Source organism: Corynebacterium tuberculostearicum (assembly GCF_046097255.1).
GTDB classification, from domain to species: domain Bacteria; phylum Actinomycetota; class Actinomycetes; order Mycobacteriales; family Mycobacteriaceae; genus Corynebacterium; species Corynebacterium tuberculostearicum_J.
On record NZ_CP175770.1, the window covers coordinates 1,575,531 to 1,594,243 of the forward strand.

18 protein-coding genes are annotated in these 18,713 nt (G+C 57.8%); 5 read left to right on the forward strand and 13 right to left on the reverse strand.

The window, feature by feature from the left end; genetic code table 11:
- Nucleotides 1-15: 15 nt before the first annotated feature.
- Nucleotides 16-1,080, reverse strand: coding sequence for a PAC2 family protein (locus tag ACKFRY_RS07495; RefSeq protein ID WP_408922587.1), 1,065 nt, complete (start codon nt 1,078-1,080; stop codon nt 16-18).
- A gap of 224 nt (nt 1,081-1,304) precedes the next feature.
- On the opposite strand from ACKFRY_RS07495, the gene ACKFRY_RS07500 reads away from it, so the two are divergent.
- Complete coding sequence (locus tag ACKFRY_RS07500; RefSeq protein ID WP_408922588.1) at nt 1,305-2,408, forward strand: DUF4192 domain-containing protein; 1,104 nt, start codon at nt 1,305-1,307, stop codon at nt 2,406-2,408.
- A 12-nt stretch (nt 2,409-2,420) separates the two neighbouring features.
- On the opposite strand, the gene galE is transcribed toward ACKFRY_RS07500, so the two are convergent.
- The 9 genes from galE to ACKFRY_RS07545 form a co-directional block, all read right to left on the reverse strand.
- Complete coding sequence (gene galE / locus ACKFRY_RS07505) at nt 2,421-3,407, reverse strand: UDP-glucose 4-epimerase GalE (RefSeq protein WP_408922589.1); 987 nt, start codon at nt 3,405-3,407, stop codon at nt 2,421-2,423.
- Nucleotides 3,404-4,087 carry a metal-dependent transcriptional regulator gene (locus tag ACKFRY_RS07510; protein WP_150850347.1) on the reverse strand — a complete coding sequence of 228 codons (684 nt, stop codon included), beginning with the start codon at nt 4,085-4,087 and terminating at the stop codon, nt 3,404-3,406. The genes galE and ACKFRY_RS07510 overlap by 4 nt, the downstream gene beginning before the upstream one ends.
- Nucleotides 4,088-4,310: 223 nt before the next feature.
- A complete protein-coding gene (locus tag ACKFRY_RS07515) occupies nt 4,311-5,324 on the reverse strand; it encodes a sigma-70 family RNA polymerase sigma factor (RefSeq protein ID WP_005325073.1) in 1,014 nt (337 codons plus the stop codon).
- 182 nt (nt 5,325-5,506) lie between these two features.
- The gene (locus tag ACKFRY_RS07520; RefSeq protein WP_394371977.1) at nt 5,507-6,298 is read right to left on the reverse strand and encodes a transcriptional regulator; all 792 of its coding nucleotides are present in this window, start codon (nt 6,296-6,298) and stop codon (nt 5,507-5,509) included.
- 144 nt (nt 6,299-6,442) lie between these two features.
- Complete coding sequence (locus ACKFRY_RS07525) at nt 6,443-7,816, reverse strand: L-serine ammonia-lyase (RefSeq protein ID WP_250408415.1); 1,374 nt, start codon at nt 7,814-7,816, stop codon at nt 6,443-6,445.
- A gap of 46 nt (nt 7,817-7,862) precedes the next feature.
- Nucleotides 7,863-9,278, reverse strand: coding sequence for a hypothetical protein (locus tag ACKFRY_RS07530; protein ID WP_005325068.1), 1,416 nt, complete (start codon nt 9,276-9,278; stop codon nt 7,863-7,865).
- Between the two features lie 359 nt (nt 9,279-9,637).
- On the reverse strand, nt 9,638-10,081 hold the full coding sequence (gene dtd / locus ACKFRY_RS07535; protein ID WP_250408417.1) for a D-aminoacyl-tRNA deacylase: 444 nt from the start codon (nt 10,079-10,081) through the stop codon (nt 9,638-9,640).
- Between the two features lie 43 nt (nt 10,082-10,124).
- Entirely contained in the window at nt 10,125-11,696 is a 1,572-nt protein-coding gene (locus ACKFRY_RS07540; RefSeq protein ID WP_408922590.1) for a methyltransferase, read from the reverse strand.
- Between the two features lie 15 nt (nt 11,697-11,711).
- Entirely contained in the window at nt 11,712-12,086 is a 375-nt protein-coding gene (locus ACKFRY_RS07545) for a DUF3099 domain-containing protein (RefSeq protein ID WP_086587548.1), read from the reverse strand.
- A gap of 137 nt (nt 12,087-12,223) precedes the next feature.
- Here ACKFRY_RS07545 and ACKFRY_RS07550 point away from each other — a divergent pair, with 137 nt between their 5' ends.
- Both ACKFRY_RS07550 and ACKFRY_RS07555 read left to right on the forward strand, forming a co-directional pair.
- Complete coding sequence (locus tag ACKFRY_RS07550; protein WP_005325062.1) at nt 12,224-12,475, forward strand: DUF3039 domain-containing protein; 252 nt, start codon at nt 12,224-12,226, stop codon at nt 12,473-12,475.
- Nucleotides 12,472-14,238, forward strand: coding sequence for a DEAD/DEAH box helicase (locus ACKFRY_RS07555; protein WP_408922591.1), 1,767 nt, complete (start codon nt 12,472-12,474; stop codon nt 14,236-14,238). Before ACKFRY_RS07550 ends, ACKFRY_RS07555 begins: the two co-directional genes overlap by 4 nt.
- 86 nt (nt 14,239-14,324) lie before the next feature.
- Here ACKFRY_RS07555 and ACKFRY_RS07560 read toward each other — a convergent pair whose 3' ends face one another.
- Together ACKFRY_RS07560 and ppgK are read right to left on the reverse strand one after the other, a co-directional pair.
- Nucleotides 14,325-15,785 carry an RNA polymerase sigma factor gene (locus ACKFRY_RS07560; RefSeq protein ID WP_408922592.1) on the reverse strand — a complete coding sequence of 487 codons (1,461 nt, stop codon included), beginning with the start codon at nt 15,783-15,785 and terminating at the stop codon, nt 14,325-14,327.
- 200 nt (nt 15,786-15,985) lie between these two features.
- Nucleotides 15,986-16,744 carry a polyphosphate--glucose phosphotransferase gene (gene ppgK, locus ACKFRY_RS07565; protein WP_408922593.1) on the reverse strand — a complete coding sequence of 253 codons (759 nt, stop codon included), beginning with the start codon at nt 16,742-16,744 and terminating at the stop codon, nt 15,986-15,988.
- Between ppgK and ACKFRY_RS07570 the strand changes: the two genes are divergently transcribed.
- Together ACKFRY_RS07570 and ACKFRY_RS07575 are read left to right on the forward strand one after the other, a co-directional pair.
- Entirely contained in the window at nt 16,743-17,630 is an 888-nt protein-coding gene (locus tag ACKFRY_RS07570) for an inositol monophosphatase family protein (protein WP_150851638.1), read from the forward strand. The two genes, ppgK and ACKFRY_RS07570, sit on opposite strands and share 2 nt — an antisense overlap.
- Before the next feature lie 112 nt (nt 17,631-17,742).
- Nucleotides 17,743-18,033, forward strand: coding sequence for a DUF4193 domain-containing protein (locus tag ACKFRY_RS07575; RefSeq protein WP_005325023.1), 291 nt, complete (start codon nt 17,743-17,745; stop codon nt 18,031-18,033).
- Nucleotides 18,034-18,144: 111 nt separating this feature from the next.
- On the opposite strand, the gene ACKFRY_RS07580 is transcribed toward ACKFRY_RS07575, so the two are convergent.
- The gene (locus ACKFRY_RS07580) at nt 18,145-18,615 is read right to left on the reverse strand and encodes a DUF3093 domain-containing protein (RefSeq protein ID WP_005328559.1); all 471 of its coding nucleotides are present in this window, start codon (nt 18,613-18,615) and stop codon (nt 18,145-18,147) included.
- Nucleotides 18,616-18,713: the final 98 nt, after the last annotated feature.

Here is an 18,713-nt window from a genome sequence, read left to right on the forward strand (position 1 = left end):
ATGGGGGCGGGTTAGTTAGATATCGTCACCTAAGTCGCCCTCGCCCGAAGCAGAATCAGGGCCATCCTTGCCATCATCGGACTGCGGGCCTTCCTCCTCGGCGGAATCTTCGCGGTCATCGATCTCGGTATTGATGATCTGCTGGCTTTCTTCTTCATCCAAGGAAGCCAAAAATGCCTGGAACTCCTCGCTGATTTCCTCACCGGTAGGCATGGGCTCCTCGCCAGGCATGATCGCCTGCGGATGCTCCTTGCGGTAGCGCTCCATGTAAGCGTCATATTGCTGCTCGAGTTGTTGGACTACGCCTTCGATCTCATCCGAGCCACCAACTTGCTCTTCCAGCTGGTTTTCCACGCGAGAAATATCGGCCTCAATGCTGCCCAAAGGAATGTCGAGGCGCGCCGCCCGAGCCACCGAATCCAGCAACTGGTACGTGGCCTGCGGATAAGGCGAAGCTGCCAGATAATGCGGCACGTGGACGGTATATCCAGCCACCGTGCGGTGCTTATCCGCCAGAGCCTTTTCCAGATACAGTGCGGCGGAGCCCGGCACCATCATGGTGGAATCCATCGAGAGCATGTGCTCAGTCAAGCGGGAGGAGGTGCCATGGGCCGTAACCACCGTGGGGCGGGTATGCGGCACCGGCATCGGCGCGGCATAGAGCATAATGGTGTCTTCGATATTGAACTTTTCCACCAGCTTCACCACGGCGGTAGTAAACGCCTCCCAGCGCATGTCTGGTTCAGGGCCAGACAGCAGAAGGAAAGTCTTGCCGGAATTATCGCGCAGAACCTTAATACCAAGATCCATGGACTCGATTTCCAGCGCCCGATCCTTATCAATCGTTATGGCCGGGCGGCGCGAGCGGTAATCAATCAGCTCATCAGAGTTAAACGACGCCAGCTGGCGGCCTTCCAGAGCGGCCTTCAGATGGTCAGCACTTGCCTCAATGGCCTGGCCAGCGTCAGCATAACCGTGCATGGCAACAATCATGGTGGGGCCTTGTCCGTCACCGGAATCATCCCTAATCACCGGAGCCGGATATTCCAGCTCATACATGCGGCGATCTTCTTCGTGCATGTTGTGTTACCTCCTTGCTTTCTTACCTACCCCAACGCCGCGCGAGTGCCTACTATTCCCGCGCGCACTGCGAGGTTAAATAAACAATTGTGCCCCAAACTGCTGCGCATTGCCAGCGCAATCCCGGGCGGGGTGTGGAAAGCCGCTTGCCGACGCCCCCTTCACCCCACCTATCCACAGATCCCCACCACCTAGCCCCTGGTGGCCTATGCAGAGTTGCGTGCATGGTTGAAGCTGGGGCCATGGACATCACAACACCAACTCAGCCAATCCGTACGCCAGGCGATATCCTCGCCAATATTCCAGGAATCCTCGGATTCTTTCCCACTGAATCAGTCATCCTCATCTCCATCCAACCCAGCCAACGCGGATACAGCATCGGACCAGTAGCCCGCCTCGATTTGCACGATGTGCCTGGTGCCCTGCACGAAGTGATGGAAGCGTTTCACTGCGGAAATCCCGAAATCATCTTCTGCTTCGTGCTCTCCCAGCGCGAGGAAGGAGAGCTCTGGGACATTCTGCAGTCTCTTTACCATTTCCAAGACCGGACAGGTATGGGCATCGATGCCTGCTGGCTGGCCGAAGAACTATCCACCGATACCGCCTATGACCTCATCTTTGGCCACGCCACAGAAAGCGGCGAGGGCCCGCTGCAGAATTGGATGGAAGGAACCATACCCGCCATCTCGACGAGCCACACGATGCGCGCCTGCGTGAATAATGGCATGCTTCCGGAACTGAACCGTCATGACTTGGTCCAGCGCTTCAAGGACCCGAACCCATACTTTGGGGAAGAAGAGATTAGGGCCATGGAGCGATGCGCCGAAGAGATTGCCCGCCAGTTGCGCGCCGGGCACGGATACGGCACCACAGATCCAGTGCAGGTGGTCAAACACCTCATCGCCGATGTGCGCTATGTGCTCAGCGAGGTCGAATCGCTGGAGGAAACCCTAGAAAATGAAGAATTGTTGTGCGTGGCAGCCATGTGGATGTCTACCACCTGGACCCGTGACCTAGTCATTGCGGAGCTCGTCTCCGCATCGCAGGAAGCAGGTGACCTGTTATTGGCGGTAGCCCGTACATTCCAGGGGTCTATTCGCTATAACGCCCTAGCTTTGTATGCTGCTAGCCAGGTGTCCCACGAATTCGGAATTTATGCCGGTCCGGCGCTTTCCGTAGTAGTAGAAGAGGCGCCCCATCACAATTTGGGGCGCCTCATAGCGCAGGGATATCGCAGCGGCATGGGAAAGCGGTTGGTCTCCAGCCTATGCCATGGCTGCGAGCTAGCCCGCGAAGCGGCGGGGCTCCGAGTTGACAGTCCCGCCTAACACGCGCGGCGTCTAGGACCGCTTTGCGGAATGTGCCTTATCGCCGAGCTGTCGGGTGAAGTGCCACGCGTCGGTGACGATGGTTTCCAGGTCCGTACGGGTGGGATTCCACCCGAGCTCGCGCTGAATCTTCTCAGAGGAAGCGATGAGCGTAGCTGGATCGCCTGCGCGGCGCGGGGCCACCTCAGCCGGAATGTCGTGGCCGGTGACCTTGCGGCACATTTCGATGACCTGCTTGACGGAGTACCCATCGCCAGAACCCAAGTTGTAAATGCGGTGGGTGCCAGATTCATTGGACTCGAGGGCAAGCACGTGGGCGTCGGCTAGATCGCGGATATGGATGTAGTCACGCACTGGGGTGCCGTCTGCGGTATCCCAGTCATCACCGAACATGAAAATCTTATCCCGGTGGCCCAAAGCAACTTGCAACACGATGGGGATGAGGTGGGTTTCTACCTCGCGGTTCTCGCCAATATTTCCGTAGGCGCCAGCCACGTTGAAATAGCGCAGTGAGGTAGCGCCCAGGCCGTAGGCGTGGGCAAAGGACGTGATCATGTAGTCGATGGCCAGCTTTGTCGCACCATACGGATTGGTGGGCTGGGTTGGCATGTCTTCCGTAATCGGGACCTGGTCGGGCTCACCGTAAGTTGCAGCGGTGGAGGAAAAGACGAGGTTTGTGACGTCGTTATCCCGCATGGCCTCAAGCAGCATCAGGGTAGTAACTACGTTGTGCTGCCAGTACTCATCTGGTTTTTCGACGGATTCGCCCACCAAGGAGCGCGCAGCGAAGTGAATGACGCCTTCGAAGCCACCTTCGCCTAGGACATCGGCAGCCTTGTCCGCGACGTCGCCCTCGATGACGCGGGCGGCTTCCGGAACGGCCTCACGGTTGCCAGTGGAGAAATTATCGATGATGGTTACGTCATGGCCTTGTTCGACCAATACTGCGGCGCAGACACTGCCCACATAGCCGGCGCCACCGGTGACAAGAAGCTTCATGGTTGTACCTCCACGCGCACTGCGTGCGCCAAATCGTCGGAAAGCACGACGCTGCCACCTTCCGGTGTCGACAGCGTAATCGTGCCGCTGTTATTGACCACAGATACCTTGGCACCCACACGAATGCCGGCATCGGTGAGCTCCTGGAAGGTTCCATCATCAACCTGCAGGATTTCATTGACCTGGATGACGGTCGCGGAGACCTGCTCGCCATTGGGGAGGTCGACCGCGCGCGTGCCCTGATCCGGCTGCGGAACATCGAAGCCAAGTGCAGACAGCGCCGGAATAGGATTGCCAAAAGGCGACCGCGTCGGGTCATCGAGAACGGCGACCATGCGCTTTTCCACCTCTTCACTCATGACGTGCTCCCACCGGCAGGCCTCGTCGTGGACCTTGGCAATGTCGAGCCCCAGGACGTCGGTAAGCAAACGCTCTGCCAACCGGTGCTTGCGCATGACTGCGGTAGCTAGGTCGCGGCCCTTGTCCGTGAGGTCCAAACTGCGGTCGGTGCGCACGTGCAAAAGGCCATCGCGCTCCATGCGAGCTACAGTCTGAGAAACCGTAGGCCCGGACTGCTCCAAACGCTCCGCAATGCGGGCGCGCAGGGGAGTAATGCCTTCTTCTTCTAGCTCGTAGATGGTCCGCAGATACATCTCCGTTGTATCAACTAGGTCCCTCACGTGGGCATACCTTTCTGTGTGAATACAGTTACGCGGCTGTAGTCCCGCCCAAGAACGGGAAAGCGCTTTCTAGACTCTGCAGTCCAGATTAGCCTACCCAAGGCTTGGCTCGCCGCTAGGAACCAAGCCGATGCCATATCAACGCCAAACCCCGAGCCCATGGCGGTACGTTGCCAAAATGGGCCCGGGGAGAGGATGTGCTGCCGAATGCAGTAGGTGTGGATTACAAAGCGTACTCGCGCAGGCGATCGGCGCGGTTGCCATCGCGCAGCTTTGCCATGACTTCGCGCTCAATCTGGCGCACACGCTCGCGCGAAAGGCCGAAGCGGCGACCAATCTGATCCAAGGTGCGCGGAACACCATCATCGAGGCCGTAGCGCAGGCGGATGACATCCTGCTCGCGCTTTTCCAAGGTGTCAATCACGCCGCGGATATCGGAGTGGCGCATTGAAGCGACCACCGCAGTTTCAGCATCGGTAGCTTCCGCGTCTTCGATGAAGTCACCCAAAGGAGCTTCTTCATCGGTACCTACCGGCATATCGAGAGAGACCGGATCGCGCGACTGGCGCAGCAGCATCTCGATCTTGTTCTCGTCAATACCGGATTCTTCCGAAAGCTCCTCGTTGGTAGCTTCGCGACCCAAGGATTGATACATCTCGCGTTTAATGCGGGAAAGCTTGTTAACCTGCTCAACCAAGTGGACTGGGAGGCGAATGGTGCGGGACTGGTCAGCCATGCCGCGGGTAATTGCCTGACGGATCCACCACGTGGCATAAGTGGAGAACTTGAAGCCCTTGGCGTAATCAAACTTCTCCATGGCGCGGATTAGGCCTAGGTTGCCCTCTTGGATGAGATCCAGCAGCGGCATGCCGCGACCGGTGTAGCGCTTTGCCAGCGAAACAACGAGGCGCAGGTTAGCTTCGAGCAGGTGGGAGCGTGCCTTCTTGCCTTCGCGGGCGAGGATCTTAAGGTCGCGCTTTTCTGCACGGGTGAGCTTTTCTGCGTTATTGAGCTTGTATTCCGCGTACAGTCCAACCTCGATGGCCTGAGCGAGTTCTACCTCATCTTCCGCGCTGAGCAGTGCGGTCTTGCCGATGCCGTTGAGATAAACGCGGACGAGGTCGGCAGAAGGATTATCGTTGGTTTGGTTGCGGCGAGATCCGCGGTCTACTTCCTGTTCTTCATCAGTAGTGGCACTTGAAGTGCCCTTGGCGGTGGTGGCAGATGTCTTCGTCATAGTGAAGCCTCCTGAATTTGTCGCCGGTTTCACAAAGTACAACGGAGTCTTGAGAGTTTTAGTTCCCGGTGCGGAGAGAATTTTTAAAAACAGTTGTTCCCCGTGGTGCAAATCCACCTTTTCGGGGGAGAGGAACCACGGGGAACGGTTACGAGCTGCGAGTAGCTAGAAATGTGGGACTACTATCCGCGCACCTGTACGAGGTAGCGGTAGATGGTGGGCTCAGATACGCCGAGACGCTCTGCAGCTGCGGCAATTCCGCCTTTAAGAAGGAAGAATCCTGCATCCTCAAGGTCAGAAACCACCTCGAGACGCTCTTCGCGCTGCATGCGAGGAACTGGCGTGCTCTGGTTGGAAATCGCAGAGTTCAGCATGGAATCGAGAAGGTGCTCCACGTTAGAACGCAAAGACTCGCTGACTTCTTCCTTCTCTGGCTCCTCTTCCGTAGCCTCGTCTTCTGGAATCGGGTCTGGTACCGCAACGGGCCGCTGCGGCTGCTCTTCTGTGCCGGGGTAGCCGCCGAAGGCCTTTGACTTATCAAATGCGGGATCATCGGCGTTGCCGATAAGTGCGGCGGCAGCATCGCGAATGTGTACCAACTCGGAGACATCGACATTGATGCACAGCATGCCGCGCATATGGCCGGAGTCATCTCGGATGAAGTAGCTTGAAGAACGGCAAATCTTGCCTTCCGCATTGACGGCGCGGTAGCCGGTCATCATGGGGATTGCTGCGGCATCGCCTTGTTTCATAAACCACAAAGCGAAATCGGTCACCGGGCCGCCTAGCTGCCGGCCGGAGATGTGGCCGTTGGCGATGGCCATGATGGATTTATCGGGGACGTCGAGATCGTGGAGCACGATTTCGGTGTTGGGGCCCATTGCCTTACCGAGGAATTCGACGAGGGGAATGTACTGCTCGAGGAAGTTTTCTTCGGAGGCATTGCCGCTAGGGAAGTTCATTAGCTGAAGCATGTCCTTTAATTCCTGTCAGGTTATAGAGAAGATATCACACGGAAGCGAATAGGCGAAAGGGGGAGTAGCGCCAAGAAAGCCGGGTGAACACAAGCGGCTTAGCGCTGTGCTCACCCGGCTCATCGCTTCTTTATAGGGTGGTCTCTATCCGCACACCGGAACTGGTGGGTGAACTGCTAGAGCCAGGCCACCTTGTGAGGTTTCCCTGTACTTGGCGTTCATATCCTTACCAGTCTTATACATGGTCCAGATAACTTCGTCCAAAGAAACGCATGGCTTGCTCTCGCGCTCCAGCGCCATACGTGCGCTGGTGATGGAATCAACGGCAGCGACAGCGTTGCGCTCAATGCAGGGTACCTGAACCTGTCCGAGGACCGGGTCACAGGTCAGGCCAAGCTTGTGCTCCATGCCGATCTCGGCTGCGATGCATACCTGCTCTGGGGTAGCGCCCATGAGCTGGGCGAGACCGCCAGCAGCCATGGAGCACGCTACACCAACCTCACCCTGGCAGCCGACCTCAGCGCCAGAGATGGAAGCGTTCATCTTGTACAGGGAAGCAATCTGGTTGCAGGCGAAGATGTAATCAGCAAACATCTCGGTGGTAACGGGCTCAACGAACTTGTCGTAGTAGGCCAGCACTGCCGGGACAACGCCGCAGGCGCCGTTCGTAGGAGCGGTAACAACGCGGCCGCAGGATGCATTCTCTTCAGAGATAGCCAGAGCGAACATATTGACCCAGCTGAGGATGTTCAGACCATCGTGCGGTTCGGACTGCTCCAGGCGGCGCTTGAGGGCAGCGGCGCGGCGGGGGACAAGCAGAGAGCCTGGGAGTGGGCCGTCGGTAGCGGAGCCGCGCTTGATGCCGGTGTACATGACATCGCGAACCTTGCCCAGGTGCTCGTTGACTTCTTCTTCGGAACGCAGTGCCAACTCGTTGGCAAGACCCAGCTCCGGGAGGGTCATGTTGTTCTTCTCGCACAGCTCGAGCATCTCTGCGGCGCTGGCGTATGGGAAGGGGATATCAACCTTGGCGTCGGTGCGCTTGGCAAAGTCTTCCTGCTTGACGATGAAACCGCCGCCGACTGAGTAGTAGGTCTTGTGCAGGATGTCTTCCTCGCCAGCGAAGGCGATAAGACACATGCCATTTTCGTGCATCGGGAGGTACTCGTCATGGAAGAAGAAGCCGCCGTCCTTGGGGAATTCTACCTCGTGGGAGCCGCCCAGCATGAGCTTCTCGCTGCTGCGGACGTTCTTCATGAATTCGGAGATGCCGTCGATATCAACCGTCTCTGGCTCTTCACCGGCGAGACCGAGGAGGATGGCCTTGTCGGTGGAGTGGCCGATTCCCGTGAGGGAGAGGGAGCCGTAGACATTTGCCTGAACTCGAGTGACCTTGTCAAAGAGGTCCTTTTCCTTGAGCTCGTCCACGAAAGCCTTGCCGGCTTTCATTGGCCCAAGAGTGTGTGAGCTTGAGGGGCCGATGCCAATCTTGAACATATCGAAGATGCTGATGAACATTGTTCTTTCCTTGAATCCTCTGCGATTTTCTCGTCTGCGGCGGTGCTTAGAAAGCCTGGACGATGGAGTAGATGATGGTTGCGAGGGCGACGAGGCCCATGAAGAAGACGAAGTAGTTGGAAGCCTTGCCCTTGTAGCGCTTCAGCGCAGGAACCTTGTGGATGGCGACCATTGGGATGATGAAGAGCATGATGGCAATCGTCGGGCCACACAGGGTTTCAATCATGCCCAGGATGGATGGGTCAGCCCAGGCGACGAGCCAAGCGGTGACCAGCATGAAGATGAGGGTGATGGTATCGAGCTTGTGGGCGGACTCTGCGTCGTCCTTGCTTGCGTTCTTGCTGCCCTTGATGACGAGGCCTTCGAAGCCTTCGGCTGCGCCGAGGTAGTGGCCGAGGAAGGACTTAGCAACTGCAATCATGGCGATGACTGGGGCAATCCACTGGATGAGCGGGTTATCGAAGTGGTTGGCCAGGTAGGACAGGATGGTGATGTTTTGTGCCTTAGCTTCTGCCATGTCAGCCGGGGAGAGGCTCAGGGCGCAAGAGAAGACGAAGAACATAACCACGACGACCATGAGGATTTCTGCGCGGAGCAGGGTCTTGCGGGACTTGGCCTCAGCGAACTTGCCGTAGGTCTGGCGGCGGTCAACGGCGAAGGAGGAAATCATCGGGGAGTGGTTGAAGGAGAAGACCATAACCGGAACCAGCAGCATCAGGGTAACGCCCATGCTGTGGCCAGAAGCCTCGCGAGCAACGTTGAGGTCGAAGGAATCAAAGAGCGCGGTATTCCACTTCGGGATGAGGTAGAGGGAAAGCAGAACCAAGATGCCGATGAATGGGTAGACCAGGTAGGACATGACGTGAACTACGACGTCCTTGCCCATGCGGACGACTAGGATGAGGCCGCCTACCAGCAGGAGGGAGGTAAGCCAGCGGTCCGGCGGGGTGATTCCGAGCTGGTGCTCCAGGAAGGAGTTGACCGTGTTGGTGATGGTTACCGAGTAAACCAGCAGGATGGGGTAGACCGACAGGAAGTACAGGATGTTCATCAGAACGCCGGCCTTCTTGCCAAAGTGTTCCTCGACGACATCCGTGAGGTCACCGTCTGGCTTGGAGCTGGAAAGCACCAAGCGGGTCATTCCGCGGTGGGCCCAGAAGGTCATTGGCAGTGCTACGACCGTCATGATGATTAGTGGGATGATGCCGCCGATACCGGCGTTGATGGGGAGGAAGAGGACGCCGGCGCCGATTGCGGTGCCGAACAGGGAGAGCATCCATACGGTGTCTTCCTTATTCCACTTCGGTGCACCCTCCTGGCCATCAAACGGGGTGTCAATGCCAGGGGCTGGTGCGGATTCTTTGGAGGAGGGAGCTGCCTTGGAGGTCTTGAGATCCTGGGGCATCTCAGCCTGGTTCTCTGGGTGCTGGGCTTTGTTGCGCCGCGTGATTGAGTGGGACATTTTCTTTCCTACATCTAGTTGGTCGGCCGAAGCGTTTGGGCTTCTGCAACCATGATTGAGAAAATTTCTTCTCACTCAATTTTGCGTTTGTAGGATTTTGAGAAATTATCTCGCATCCTGCATATCCAGCCCTTTTGCTTCGCTGTGCCTTCAGTATAGAACAAAATCTTGCAGGGTGATAATAAATTATTGCACTGCGAGTAGGGCATTTATCACTCTCTGAGAATTTGCATTCCCCAGTGCTTTATGGCTTGCTCTACACAAAATCCGGGAAAGTGGTTTGGGTCACGGAATCGTTTGTAAAAGGGCCTGCTTAACACGATTTTCAGATCTCGTGAGCCGGAGATAGAGGGTGCGAGCTAGGTCTCTACCAAGACGGTGAAAGGTCCTTCGTTCACAGAAGAAACGCGCATTTTAGCCCCGAATTGGCCTGTTTCAACTGACACGCCGCGTTCCCTGAGGTTCGCAATAATCGCCGCGATGACCGGTTCGGCCTCGGGTCCTGGAGCAGCATCCGCCCACGAAGGGCGTCGCCCTTTGGCGGTGCGGCCGTACAAAGTAAATTGGCTCACCACAAGCACAGGGGCTGCGGAATCAATGACTGATACTTCGCCATCAAGAATGCGCAGTTCTGCAATCTTGCGTGCCATCTTCTCAGCGCGGGGCTGCCAATCATCCATATCCTCGCGCGAGACCCCAATTAGAGCGAGAAGGCCACCGGTTTCGGGACTAGCAATGGCCCCTACGGTTTCTCCATCGACGGTCACTGTGGCCTCTGATACCCGAGTCAAAACTGCGCGCATGGTTTACTTCTCCTTAAATAACGAGTGGGGGAACAGTGCGGATCTAGCTGAGGTCCGGCGAATCGGTATCCAAGAGGAGATCAGCTGGGATAAGCAGGCCATGTCGGACCATATCGATCACGGCGGGTAGGGCAGCAGTAGTAAGTTCTGCCTCGTCGAAACCATGCGCCGCCGCATATAGGCCAATGGTTTCTTCCAGGTTCAAGCCCTGTGGGTTGAGTCCGGCGACTATGGCAGCGATGTGTTCATCTACTTCGTGGCTCCAGCGCGGACCGTCGGTGCGAGTAAGACGTAGAGCGGCCCGAGTAAAGCCCTGGCCCAATTCCGCATCTGGGGTGCTGATATCTTCGCGTGCCAGCCCCGGGCGTACCTGGAAGTGCTTTCCCTGTAGCTCGCCGGGTACGAGGTCGCGCAACCACGCCACGCGGGCAAAATATTCCTCTACTTCAGGGCCAAGTGGGTCGCTAAAGGCCTGCGGCATTTCTTCGGCCAAGATATCGGCAGGTTCATCGTCGCCGATGCGTTGGATAGCGACAAATCCAAAGCCAATGCCATTGACCTCATGTTGCTGGAAATGCTCCAGCCAGGCGCGCGAGCGCTCTTGTCCTTCAGGGGAGCGTACATCCAGGGATTCGTCCTCGAGCCAGGTGGACACATAGAGTGCGGGATCGGCTACGTCGCGCTGGATGATCCAGGCAGCAATTCCTTTGTCCGGTAGCCAGGAAGCAACGCGTTGCTGCCAGGTCTCGCCGCTGGTGTGTACCCAAGCTGCCAGAAGGTGAGCCGTTCCGCCAGGGGTTAGGTGGTCGGTGGCTCGAGAGACAACCAGCTCGCTGGCACCGTCCAGATTTAACCCGGAATCGCGGTAGACGTGGCCAACTTCGGGAAGGCCAACAACAAAAGGTGGGTTAGCTACGAGGCGGTCAAAGCGGCGGCCGGCTACGGGGTCGAACCACGAACCTTGCAGCAATTCCACTTTCTCGCTATCGCCAGTAGCGGCAATGGTAGCCTCGGCCAATTCCAACGCACGCTCATGCACGTCGGTGGCGGTAATCTTTTCAGCGCAATCGAGCTGCCCCAGCAATTGGACGCCCGAGCCAGTGCCTAGATCTAAGACGCTGCCTACCGGGCTTACTGGCGTGGATTGCAGCAGGGAGAGGCTTGCCGCGCCAACGCCAAGCACATGGTCTGGGCCAGGTACGTGGTCGACCAAGGAGGCGTCGACGTCGGAGAAGATGAGACGGTTGGCGCCAACGATGGTGTGGGGGCGGATATCGAGGGCGATGTAGGCCTTGCCATGGGCGTCGGCAAGCGCAACATTGGCATCCAGCAACTGGGTAGCCAGGCGCGCGCCTACCGCCTCGCCTAAAAGCGTGGCCGGCAGGTGCTCATGAAGGAGGAAGAAGCGGATCAAAAGATCCAATTGAGATTCGCTATGCGCGGCGAGCGCAACTGGTGCGGGTTCGCCGCGGAAGAGGGCCTCGGTAACTTCCGGACCTAGGTGCCCGGCTACGCCATCGGTAGTAAAACCGGCGGCGGTAAAGACGTCGGAAAGCTCTGCGGCCAGCGTGGCTAGCGCGGAGGCATCAAAGTCGGGGCCAAAAGCGGTCGTCATATAAGCAGGAATCCTTTACTCTTCTTCGTGATCAATGATGTCGTGGTGTGCCTCAATAGGCCGGGCGGTGCCGCCGGATACCTGTGGGGCGTGGGTCTGGCTATAAAGCTGCCGGTTCATGGCTGGCTTGTACACGTTTTTCTCGCGCTTATCCTTCTTTTCTCCCCGGCCGTTGCCAATCACCACGGCTATCCAGGGGAGGGGAAATGTCACGCCCACAATGATGGCGGCTAAAAGCCACCAATGCATATAAAGGAAGAAGCCGGCGATGAGCAGGGAAGGAACGCGCAAAAACTGAAAGATTCCGTACCGAATTTCGCGGCGCTTGCGGTCCTGGCCAGGCGAGAGCTTGGCATCTGTGATGAGGTAGCGCTCTTTTTTGCCAAACAACCTAGACTCGGCTCCCCTCGTGCGCGTTGGCGTTCCCTCGATAAGGGGAGAGGGGCGCAGTGGCTGGCGTGCATGACGTGTACATGTTCTCCAAGGGTAGCCGCCTGACTCGCAAAGTTCGATGCCGATGCGGCAAAATGGAGTGCGTGACTACGACTACGAAGACAATTGAACGGCCAGATATTCGTGAAGACACTTCGACGACGGATAATGACACGCCGAAGTTCTTCCACTACGTCAAAAAGGATCACATCCTCGATTCCGCGGTGAACGGCAAGTACGTCGTTGCGCTGTGCGGCGAAACTTTCCCGGTGACCAAGCAGGCAAAGCCGGGTTCTCCGGTGTGCCCCGATTGTGAGCGTGTGTATAAGGGTCTGCGCCGCAAGTGAGGACTTTTAAAAAGACTAACCTTCGCGCCTGGCAGCAATCCGCCCTCGATAAATTCCTCGCCACTAAGCCGCAGGACTTCATGGCGGTGGCGACCCCGGGCGCCGGAAAGACTACCTTCGCGCTGCGCATTGCCACCGAGCTCATGGAAGACCGTACGGTCGAGCGCGTAATCGTGGTGGTGCCTACCGAACACCTCAAGACCCAGTGGTCTAGCGCTGCCGCGCGCGTAGGTCTGGCTCTAGATCCCGCGTTTAGCAATTCCTCCGCCGTTAATCCTTCGATGGACGGCATCGTGGTGACTTATGCGCAGGTGGGTATGCACCCCTTTAAGCACCGCGCGGTGGCTTCTGCCCGGCGCACTTTGGTGATCCTGGATGAGATTCACCATGCAGGCGACGCCAAGAGCTGGGGCGATGGCGTCAAGGAAGCTTATGACGATGTGAACCACCGCCTGGCTTTGACCGGTACGCCTTTCCGTTCCGATGACTCGCCCATTCCATTCGTCCAATACGTGGACGATGGGGAGGGGCACAAGGTATCCTGCTCGGACCATACCTATGGCTATGGCGATGCGCTTGCCGACGGCGTCGTGCGCCCCGTTGTCTTTCTTTCTTACTCGGGCGAAGCCCGCTGGCGCGATTCGGCCGGTGAGGAACATGCAGCCCGTTTGGGCGACATTATGAATGCGGAGCAAACCGCCCGGGCGTGGCGCACCGCCTTGGACCCCAAGGGCGAGTGGATCCCAGCTGTGCTGCAGGCGGCGCATACCCGCCTGATGCAAATGCGGCGCAATATGCCGGATGCCGGCGGCCTGGTGCTGGCTTCGGATACGACGACAGCACGCGCGTATGCCAAGATCCTCAAACAGCTTTCTAATACGCCAGTGTCGGTGATTTTGTCTGATGATCCCGGCTCCTCGGACCGCATTCAGGAATTTTCTGAGTCCACCGATGAGTGGATGGTAGCAGTGCGCATGGTGTCCGAGGGCGTCGACGTCCCGCGCCTAGCGGTGGGCGTTTATGCTACCTCGGCATCGACCCCGCTCTTTTTCGCCCAGGCCATCGGCCGCTTCGTGCGCTCGCGCATGCCGGGCGAGACGGCATCGGTTTTCCTTCCATCGGTTCCTGTCCTGCTGGGCTTGGCCGAAAATATGGAAAAGTCCCGCGACCACGTCTTGGGTGAAGAAAAGCCTGACAAGGAAGGCTGGGACGACGAACTGCTAGAGCAGGCGAATCAGAAAAAGACCGAACCAGACATGCTGGAGAAGTCTTATGAGTCGCTTGGTGCCGAGGCAGAGTTTTCGGGGCTGCTCTACAACGGTTCTCAGTTCAATACCGGGGATATGACCACCGATGAGGAAGCAGACTTCCTTGGCATTCCCGGGCTACTTGATGCGGACCAAGTCAAAGATTTGCTGCGCAAGAAGCAATCCGAGGAAATGGACCGGCGCGAAGCGGAGGAAAAGGCGCGACGTGCCGCTGAGGCGGAGGAAGCTCACCGCCGCAAGCTCTACGGCATGGACTATGCGCCGGCCTCACGGAAGAAGTCTATGGAGTCTGAGTCCAGCGACACCGGAGTTGTCGATGAGCTAGGCCAGCTGCGCAAAGAGCTCAATACGGTCGTCTCCATCGCTGCCCAGCGCTCGGGCCGCCCTCATGGTGCTATCCATACCGAGGTGCGCAAGGCCTGTGGCGGCCCGCCCACCGCGCTGTGCAATGCCGAGCAGCTGCGCGAGCGCATCGAATACCTGCGCAAGTGGTAGAACGGCCATGGTGGTTAGAGAGTAGTTACACAGAAAGCCCGCACCGAAATTGGTGCGGGCTTTCTACGTTTCTGCAGCTGCAGCGATTAGTCGAGGTAGTCGCGCAGAACCTGCGAACGAGATGGGTGGCGCAGCTTCGACATCGTCTTGGACTCGATCTGGCGAATACGCTCGCGGGTCACTCCGTAGACTTGGCCAATCTCGTCTAAAGTGCGCGGCATACCGTCGGTCAAGCCGAAGCGGAGGCGAACCACGCCGGCTTCACGCTCGGACAGGGTAGTCAGCACGTCTTGCAGCTGATCCTGCAGCAAGGTGAAGGAGACGGCGTCGACCGCAATGACGGCCTCGGAGTCCTCGATGAAGTCACCCAACTGGGAGTCGCCTTCGTCACCGATGGTCTGATCCAAGGAAATGGGCTCGCGGGCGTACTGCTGGATTTCGAGCACCTTCTCCTCGGTGATATCCATCTCCTTCGCCAGCTCCTGCGGGGTAGGCTCGCGGCCCAAGTCCTGCAAGAGCTCGCGCTGGATGCGGCCCAGCTTGTTGATGACCTCCACCATGTGCACTGGGATGCGGATGGTACGAGCTTGGTCAGCCATGGCGCGGGTAATGGCCTGGCGGATCCACCAGGTGGCGTAAGTGGAGAACTTATAGCCCTTGGTGTAATCGAACTTCTCCACCGCGCGAATAAGACCCAAGTTGCCTTCCTGAATGAGATCCAAGAAAGCCATGCCACGGCCGGTGTAGCGCTTCGCCAAGGAAACCACCAGACGCAGGTTGGCCTCCAGAAGGTGGTTCTTGGCCTTGCGGCCATCGCGGGCGATGCTGCGCAGGTCGCGCTTTTCCATGGGGGAGAGCTTGGCGGCCTTATCGCCTTCGGCGCGGGCCTTTTCCATCTCATCCATGCGGTGCTGTGCGTACAGGCCAGCCTCGATGCGCTTGGCCAGGGAAACCTCTTGCTCGGCGTTGAGCAGGGCGACCTTACCAATCTGCTTGAGGTAGGCGCGGACGGAGTCAGCAGAGGCGGTCAGCTGCGCATCCTTGCGTGCCTGACGCAGCGCAGCGGACTCTTCCTCGTCCCAGACGGAAGAGGAGTCTTCCTCTTCTTCCTCATCGTCGTCGTCCAAATCCTCTTCGAGGTCATCGTCCTCGAGGTCTTCGCCAGCGTCGAAGTCATCATCGTCTTCGATGTCCGCATTGGTGGGATCGAAGTCGACGTCTTCGTCGTGCTCGTCCTCCTCGAGCTCCTCTTCTGCTTCCGGCTGTGCCTGCTTTTCGGACTCGGCTGGGGATTCCTGCTTCTTTGCCGCGGATTTGCGGACCGTCTTCTTAGTGGCCTTTTTGGCAGACTTCTTAGTGGTCTTCTTGGCCGACTTTTTGGCGGTCTTCTTCGCAGTCTTCTTGGCTGTTTTCTTAGCGGTCTTTTTGGCCGTCTTTTTCGCGGTTTTCTTTGCCGTCTTCTTGGCGGTCTTCTTTGCAGGAGTAGATGCCTCAGCGGCGTTTTCGCCCTCGCCGAGTGCCTGGTCTGAAGATTCAGTGGCTGCCACGTACGCCCTTTCGACTAACTTCTTGATTGAAACAGCTCAGTGCGCCCTAGTGGGGCGCTCGTGCATCAGTGTGATGTTAACGCGTTGTGGCCTTAAGCAGGCCAGACACGCCCTAGAGCTATTTAACTTAGGATCGACCGCCCAGTATAGAGGATCTTTCCAATCTGCCGGTGGATAGGGTCACCTGCAGTGCGTAAATACTACGGTTTCAAACCGTCTACCGCCGCCATCGCAGCTCCGACAATTCCCGCGCGATTGCGCAGTTGTGCAGGCATGACGGGGGTTTCAATATCAAGGTGTGGGCCCCACTTTTCAAACTTGCGGGAAATCCCACCCCCAATGAGGAAGGCCTGCGGGTTAAAGAGCTTTTCATATTCCGCGAGGACCTTGTTGAGTCGCTTAGTCCACTGCTTGTATTTGAGTTCCTCGCGGTCCTTCACGGCCGAGGACGCAATTTTCTCAGCCTCGTCATCGCCCACCGTGAGGTGCCCCAGTTCGGTATTAGGGAACAACTGGCCGTCCAGGAAGAAGGCCGAGCCGATACCGGTGCCGAGGGTTAGGAAGATAACGGAGCCCTGCTTGGCGATGTCCTCTCCGTAGGCAACCTCGGCTAGTCCCGCCGCGTCGGCGTCGTTAAGCACGGCAAAATCCGCATCCAGGTAGTCCGCGAAGAGCTCTGTGGCGTTGACCCCAATCCAGTCCTTGGAAATATTTGCCGCAGTCTCGACTTCCTGGTTGCGAACCACGGAAGGCAGGGTGATGCCAACGGGGCTGTCCCACTGCTTTTCCTGCACGATTTGGGCTACTACCTTGGCAACTTCATGCGGCGTAGACGGCTGTGGGGTGGCGATCTTCAAACGCTCGCCCACGAATTCGCCGGTGGCAAGGTCCACCTCAGCGCCTTTAATGCCGGAGCCTCCGATATCGATGCCAAAGGAATGGCCAGAAAGAGTAGTCATGCCCGACAGTCTAGAAGAAGGCACAATAGTTGGCATGACTGAGCAGATCGATTTTCTCCAATTGCGGGATTTTGCCGTTTCTACCGCCACGCGCGCTGCGGAATTAATTACTGCGCGCCGCGCAGAACTAGTCGCAGGTGACGGCATCGCGGCGCATACCCACACCAAGTCCAGCGACGTAGATCCCGTAACGGAGGTCGATACCGCGACAGAGGAGTTCATTGCCACCACCATCCGCACCCAACGCCCCGGGGACGGAATTTTCGGCGAAGAAGGCGCCAATGTGGAATCGACCAGTGGCGTTACCTGGATTGTCGATCCGATTGATGGCACCGTGAATTTCCTCTACGGGGTGCCGGACTACGCCGTATCCATTGGTGCGGAATACCAAGGGCACCTCGTAGCTGGCGCGGTGGTCAACGTAGCACGCGGGCGCACCTATGCTGCCGCAGCCGGCCAAGGCGCCACGGTCACCGGCCCAGACGGAATTGAGCACGCACTGCGGTGTGGCCAGACACAAGATACTGCGTTGGCCTTGGTAGCAACCGGATTTGGTTACGAAGCTGACCGGCGTGCAGCCCAAGCCGAGCTTCTCACCAAGCTTCTGCCTAATGTGCGTGATATTCGCCGCATCGGCGCTGCCGCGCTCGACCTATGCCGTGTGGCAGAGGGAACCGTTGATGCCTACTTTGAGCACGGCATCAATGCGTGGGACTTCGCCGCAGGGGCAATCATTGCTCGCGAGGCAGGTGCGGTAGTGCGCCATCCAGGCTTTGATAAAGGCTCCGCCGACGGTGAACTTACCTGGGCCGCGGGGGCAGATTTGGCCCCCGCATTCGAAAAGCTTTTAGCAGCGCACAGGGCCACGGACGCGCTGCGGGGGTAATAGTTTCCCACGCCGGCAAGCGGTGAGATGACATCTAGCCATTTGTGCTTTACTATGCGCGATCGATAAATACCCATTCCTTAAAGCAACTTGACCATTAGGGGCGTGCATTATGGCCACCGATTATGACGCACCGCGCCGGCGCGCGGAAGATGAACTCGAAACTGACTCCCTAGAAGGACTCAAAGCCGCTGAGAGCGATAACAACGGCATGGACGATGACGGAGAAATCGTCGAAGCCTTCCAGCCGCCATCAGTAGACCTCACGGGCGAGGAGCTTAATGTTGAGGTAGTTCCACGTCAGGAAAATGAGTTTACCTGCGGCTCGTGTTTCCTGGTGCAGTCCAATAAGCGTTACTCCCACGAAGAGGACGGCCAGCCAATCTGCAAGGATTGCGCCTAAAGGAATACGCAGCAGAAACGAAACCCCGCACTTGGCAATTTTCTACGTGCCGAGTGCGGGGTTTGCTGTTGCAGCCACCACATTCTCTGTGGTGTGCGAAGTCAATAAAGATTAGTGCTGTTCCGGAACGAAAGCGTGGAGCAAAGCCTCCGGATCCTTCGAGGCGATGAGCCAATAAGGAGTATCGTCCTCTGGATCATTGAGCACCATCATGGCGTGCTCATCCACCCAAGCGTGGGAGACCAAAAACGCCGCGGGATCGAACTGCGGGCCCAGGGCATTGCGCCGCGCAGATTTGGGAACGGTGATAGACCGCGAGACGACGTCGTTAGGCAATTGGGCATCTTTGACCGTGAGCCAACGCGTTCCGTCCGGGTCGCGCTCTACCTTGATGACTGTATTGGACCAGGTAATAAGTACCCACACGGCGATAGCACCAAGGAGGATCGCGGGAATAATGGTCCACCACATGGAGCGATTGAGGCCGGCGGTAGCGGAAGTAAGCCCCACGATGGCGGCTGCAAAAAGCCAAAAGTACCAAGGGACCCATTGGCGTTCGCGGTACAGCACCTGAGGGGCCACCGTGCCCTGTGCCGAAGCGGCGCTTGACGGTGCCGGAGTTGCGGAAGTAGCAGATTTATCAGACACGTCTAGTCAGTCTAGTCCACACGCGCCGCAGA

Excerpts from the sequence above, each read along its gene's own strand:
- ACKFRY_RS07575 (WP_005325023.1), top strand. The coding sequence starts at position 17,743 with ATGGCCACCGATTATGACGCACCGCGCCGGCGCGCGGAAGATGAACTC.
- ACKFRY_RS07515 (WP_005325073.1), bottom strand. The coding sequence starts at position 5,324 with ATGACGAAGACATCTGCCACCACCGCCAAGGGCACTTCAAGTGCCACT.
- ACKFRY_RS07540 (WP_408922590.1), bottom strand. The coding sequence starts at position 11,696 with ATGACGACCGCTTTTGGCCCCGACTTTGATGCCTCCGCGCTAGCCACG.
- ACKFRY_RS07530 (WP_005325068.1), bottom strand. The coding sequence starts at position 9,278 with ATGTCCCACTCAATCACGCGGCGCAACAAAGCCCAGCACCCAGAGAAC.
- ppgK (WP_408922593.1), bottom strand. The coding sequence starts at position 16,744 with ATGACTACTCTTTCTGGCCATTCCTTTGGCATCGATATCGGAGGCTCC.
- ACKFRY_RS07525 (WP_250408415.1), bottom strand. The coding sequence starts at position 7,816 with ATGTTCATCAGCATCTTCGATATGTTCAAGATTGGCATCGGCCCCTCA.
- ACKFRY_RS07495 (WP_408922587.1), bottom strand. The coding sequence starts at position 1,080 with ATGCACGAAGAAGATCGCCGCATGTATGAGCTGGAATATCCGGCTCCG.
- dtd (WP_250408417.1), bottom strand. The coding sequence starts at position 10,081 with ATGCGCGCAGTTTTGACTCGGGTATCAGAGGCCACAGTGACCGTCGAT.
- galE (WP_408922589.1), bottom strand. The coding sequence starts at position 3,407 with ATGAAGCTTCTTGTCACCGGTGGCGCCGGCTATGTGGGCAGTGTCTGC.
- ACKFRY_RS07550 (WP_005325062.1), top strand. The coding sequence starts at position 12,224 with ATGGAGTGCGTGACTACGACTACGAAGACAATTGAACGGCCAGATATT.
- ACKFRY_RS07570 (WP_150851638.1), top strand. The coding sequence starts at position 16,743 with ATGCCCGACAGTCTAGAAGAAGGCACAATAGTTGGCATGACTGAGCAG.
- ACKFRY_RS07520 (WP_394371977.1), bottom strand. The coding sequence starts at position 6,298 with ATGCTTCAGCTAATGAACTTCCCTAGCGGCAATGCCTCCGAAGAAAAC.
- ACKFRY_RS07500 (WP_408922588.1), top strand. The coding sequence starts at position 1,305 with ATGGTTGAAGCTGGGGCCATGGACATCACAACACCAACTCAGCCAATC.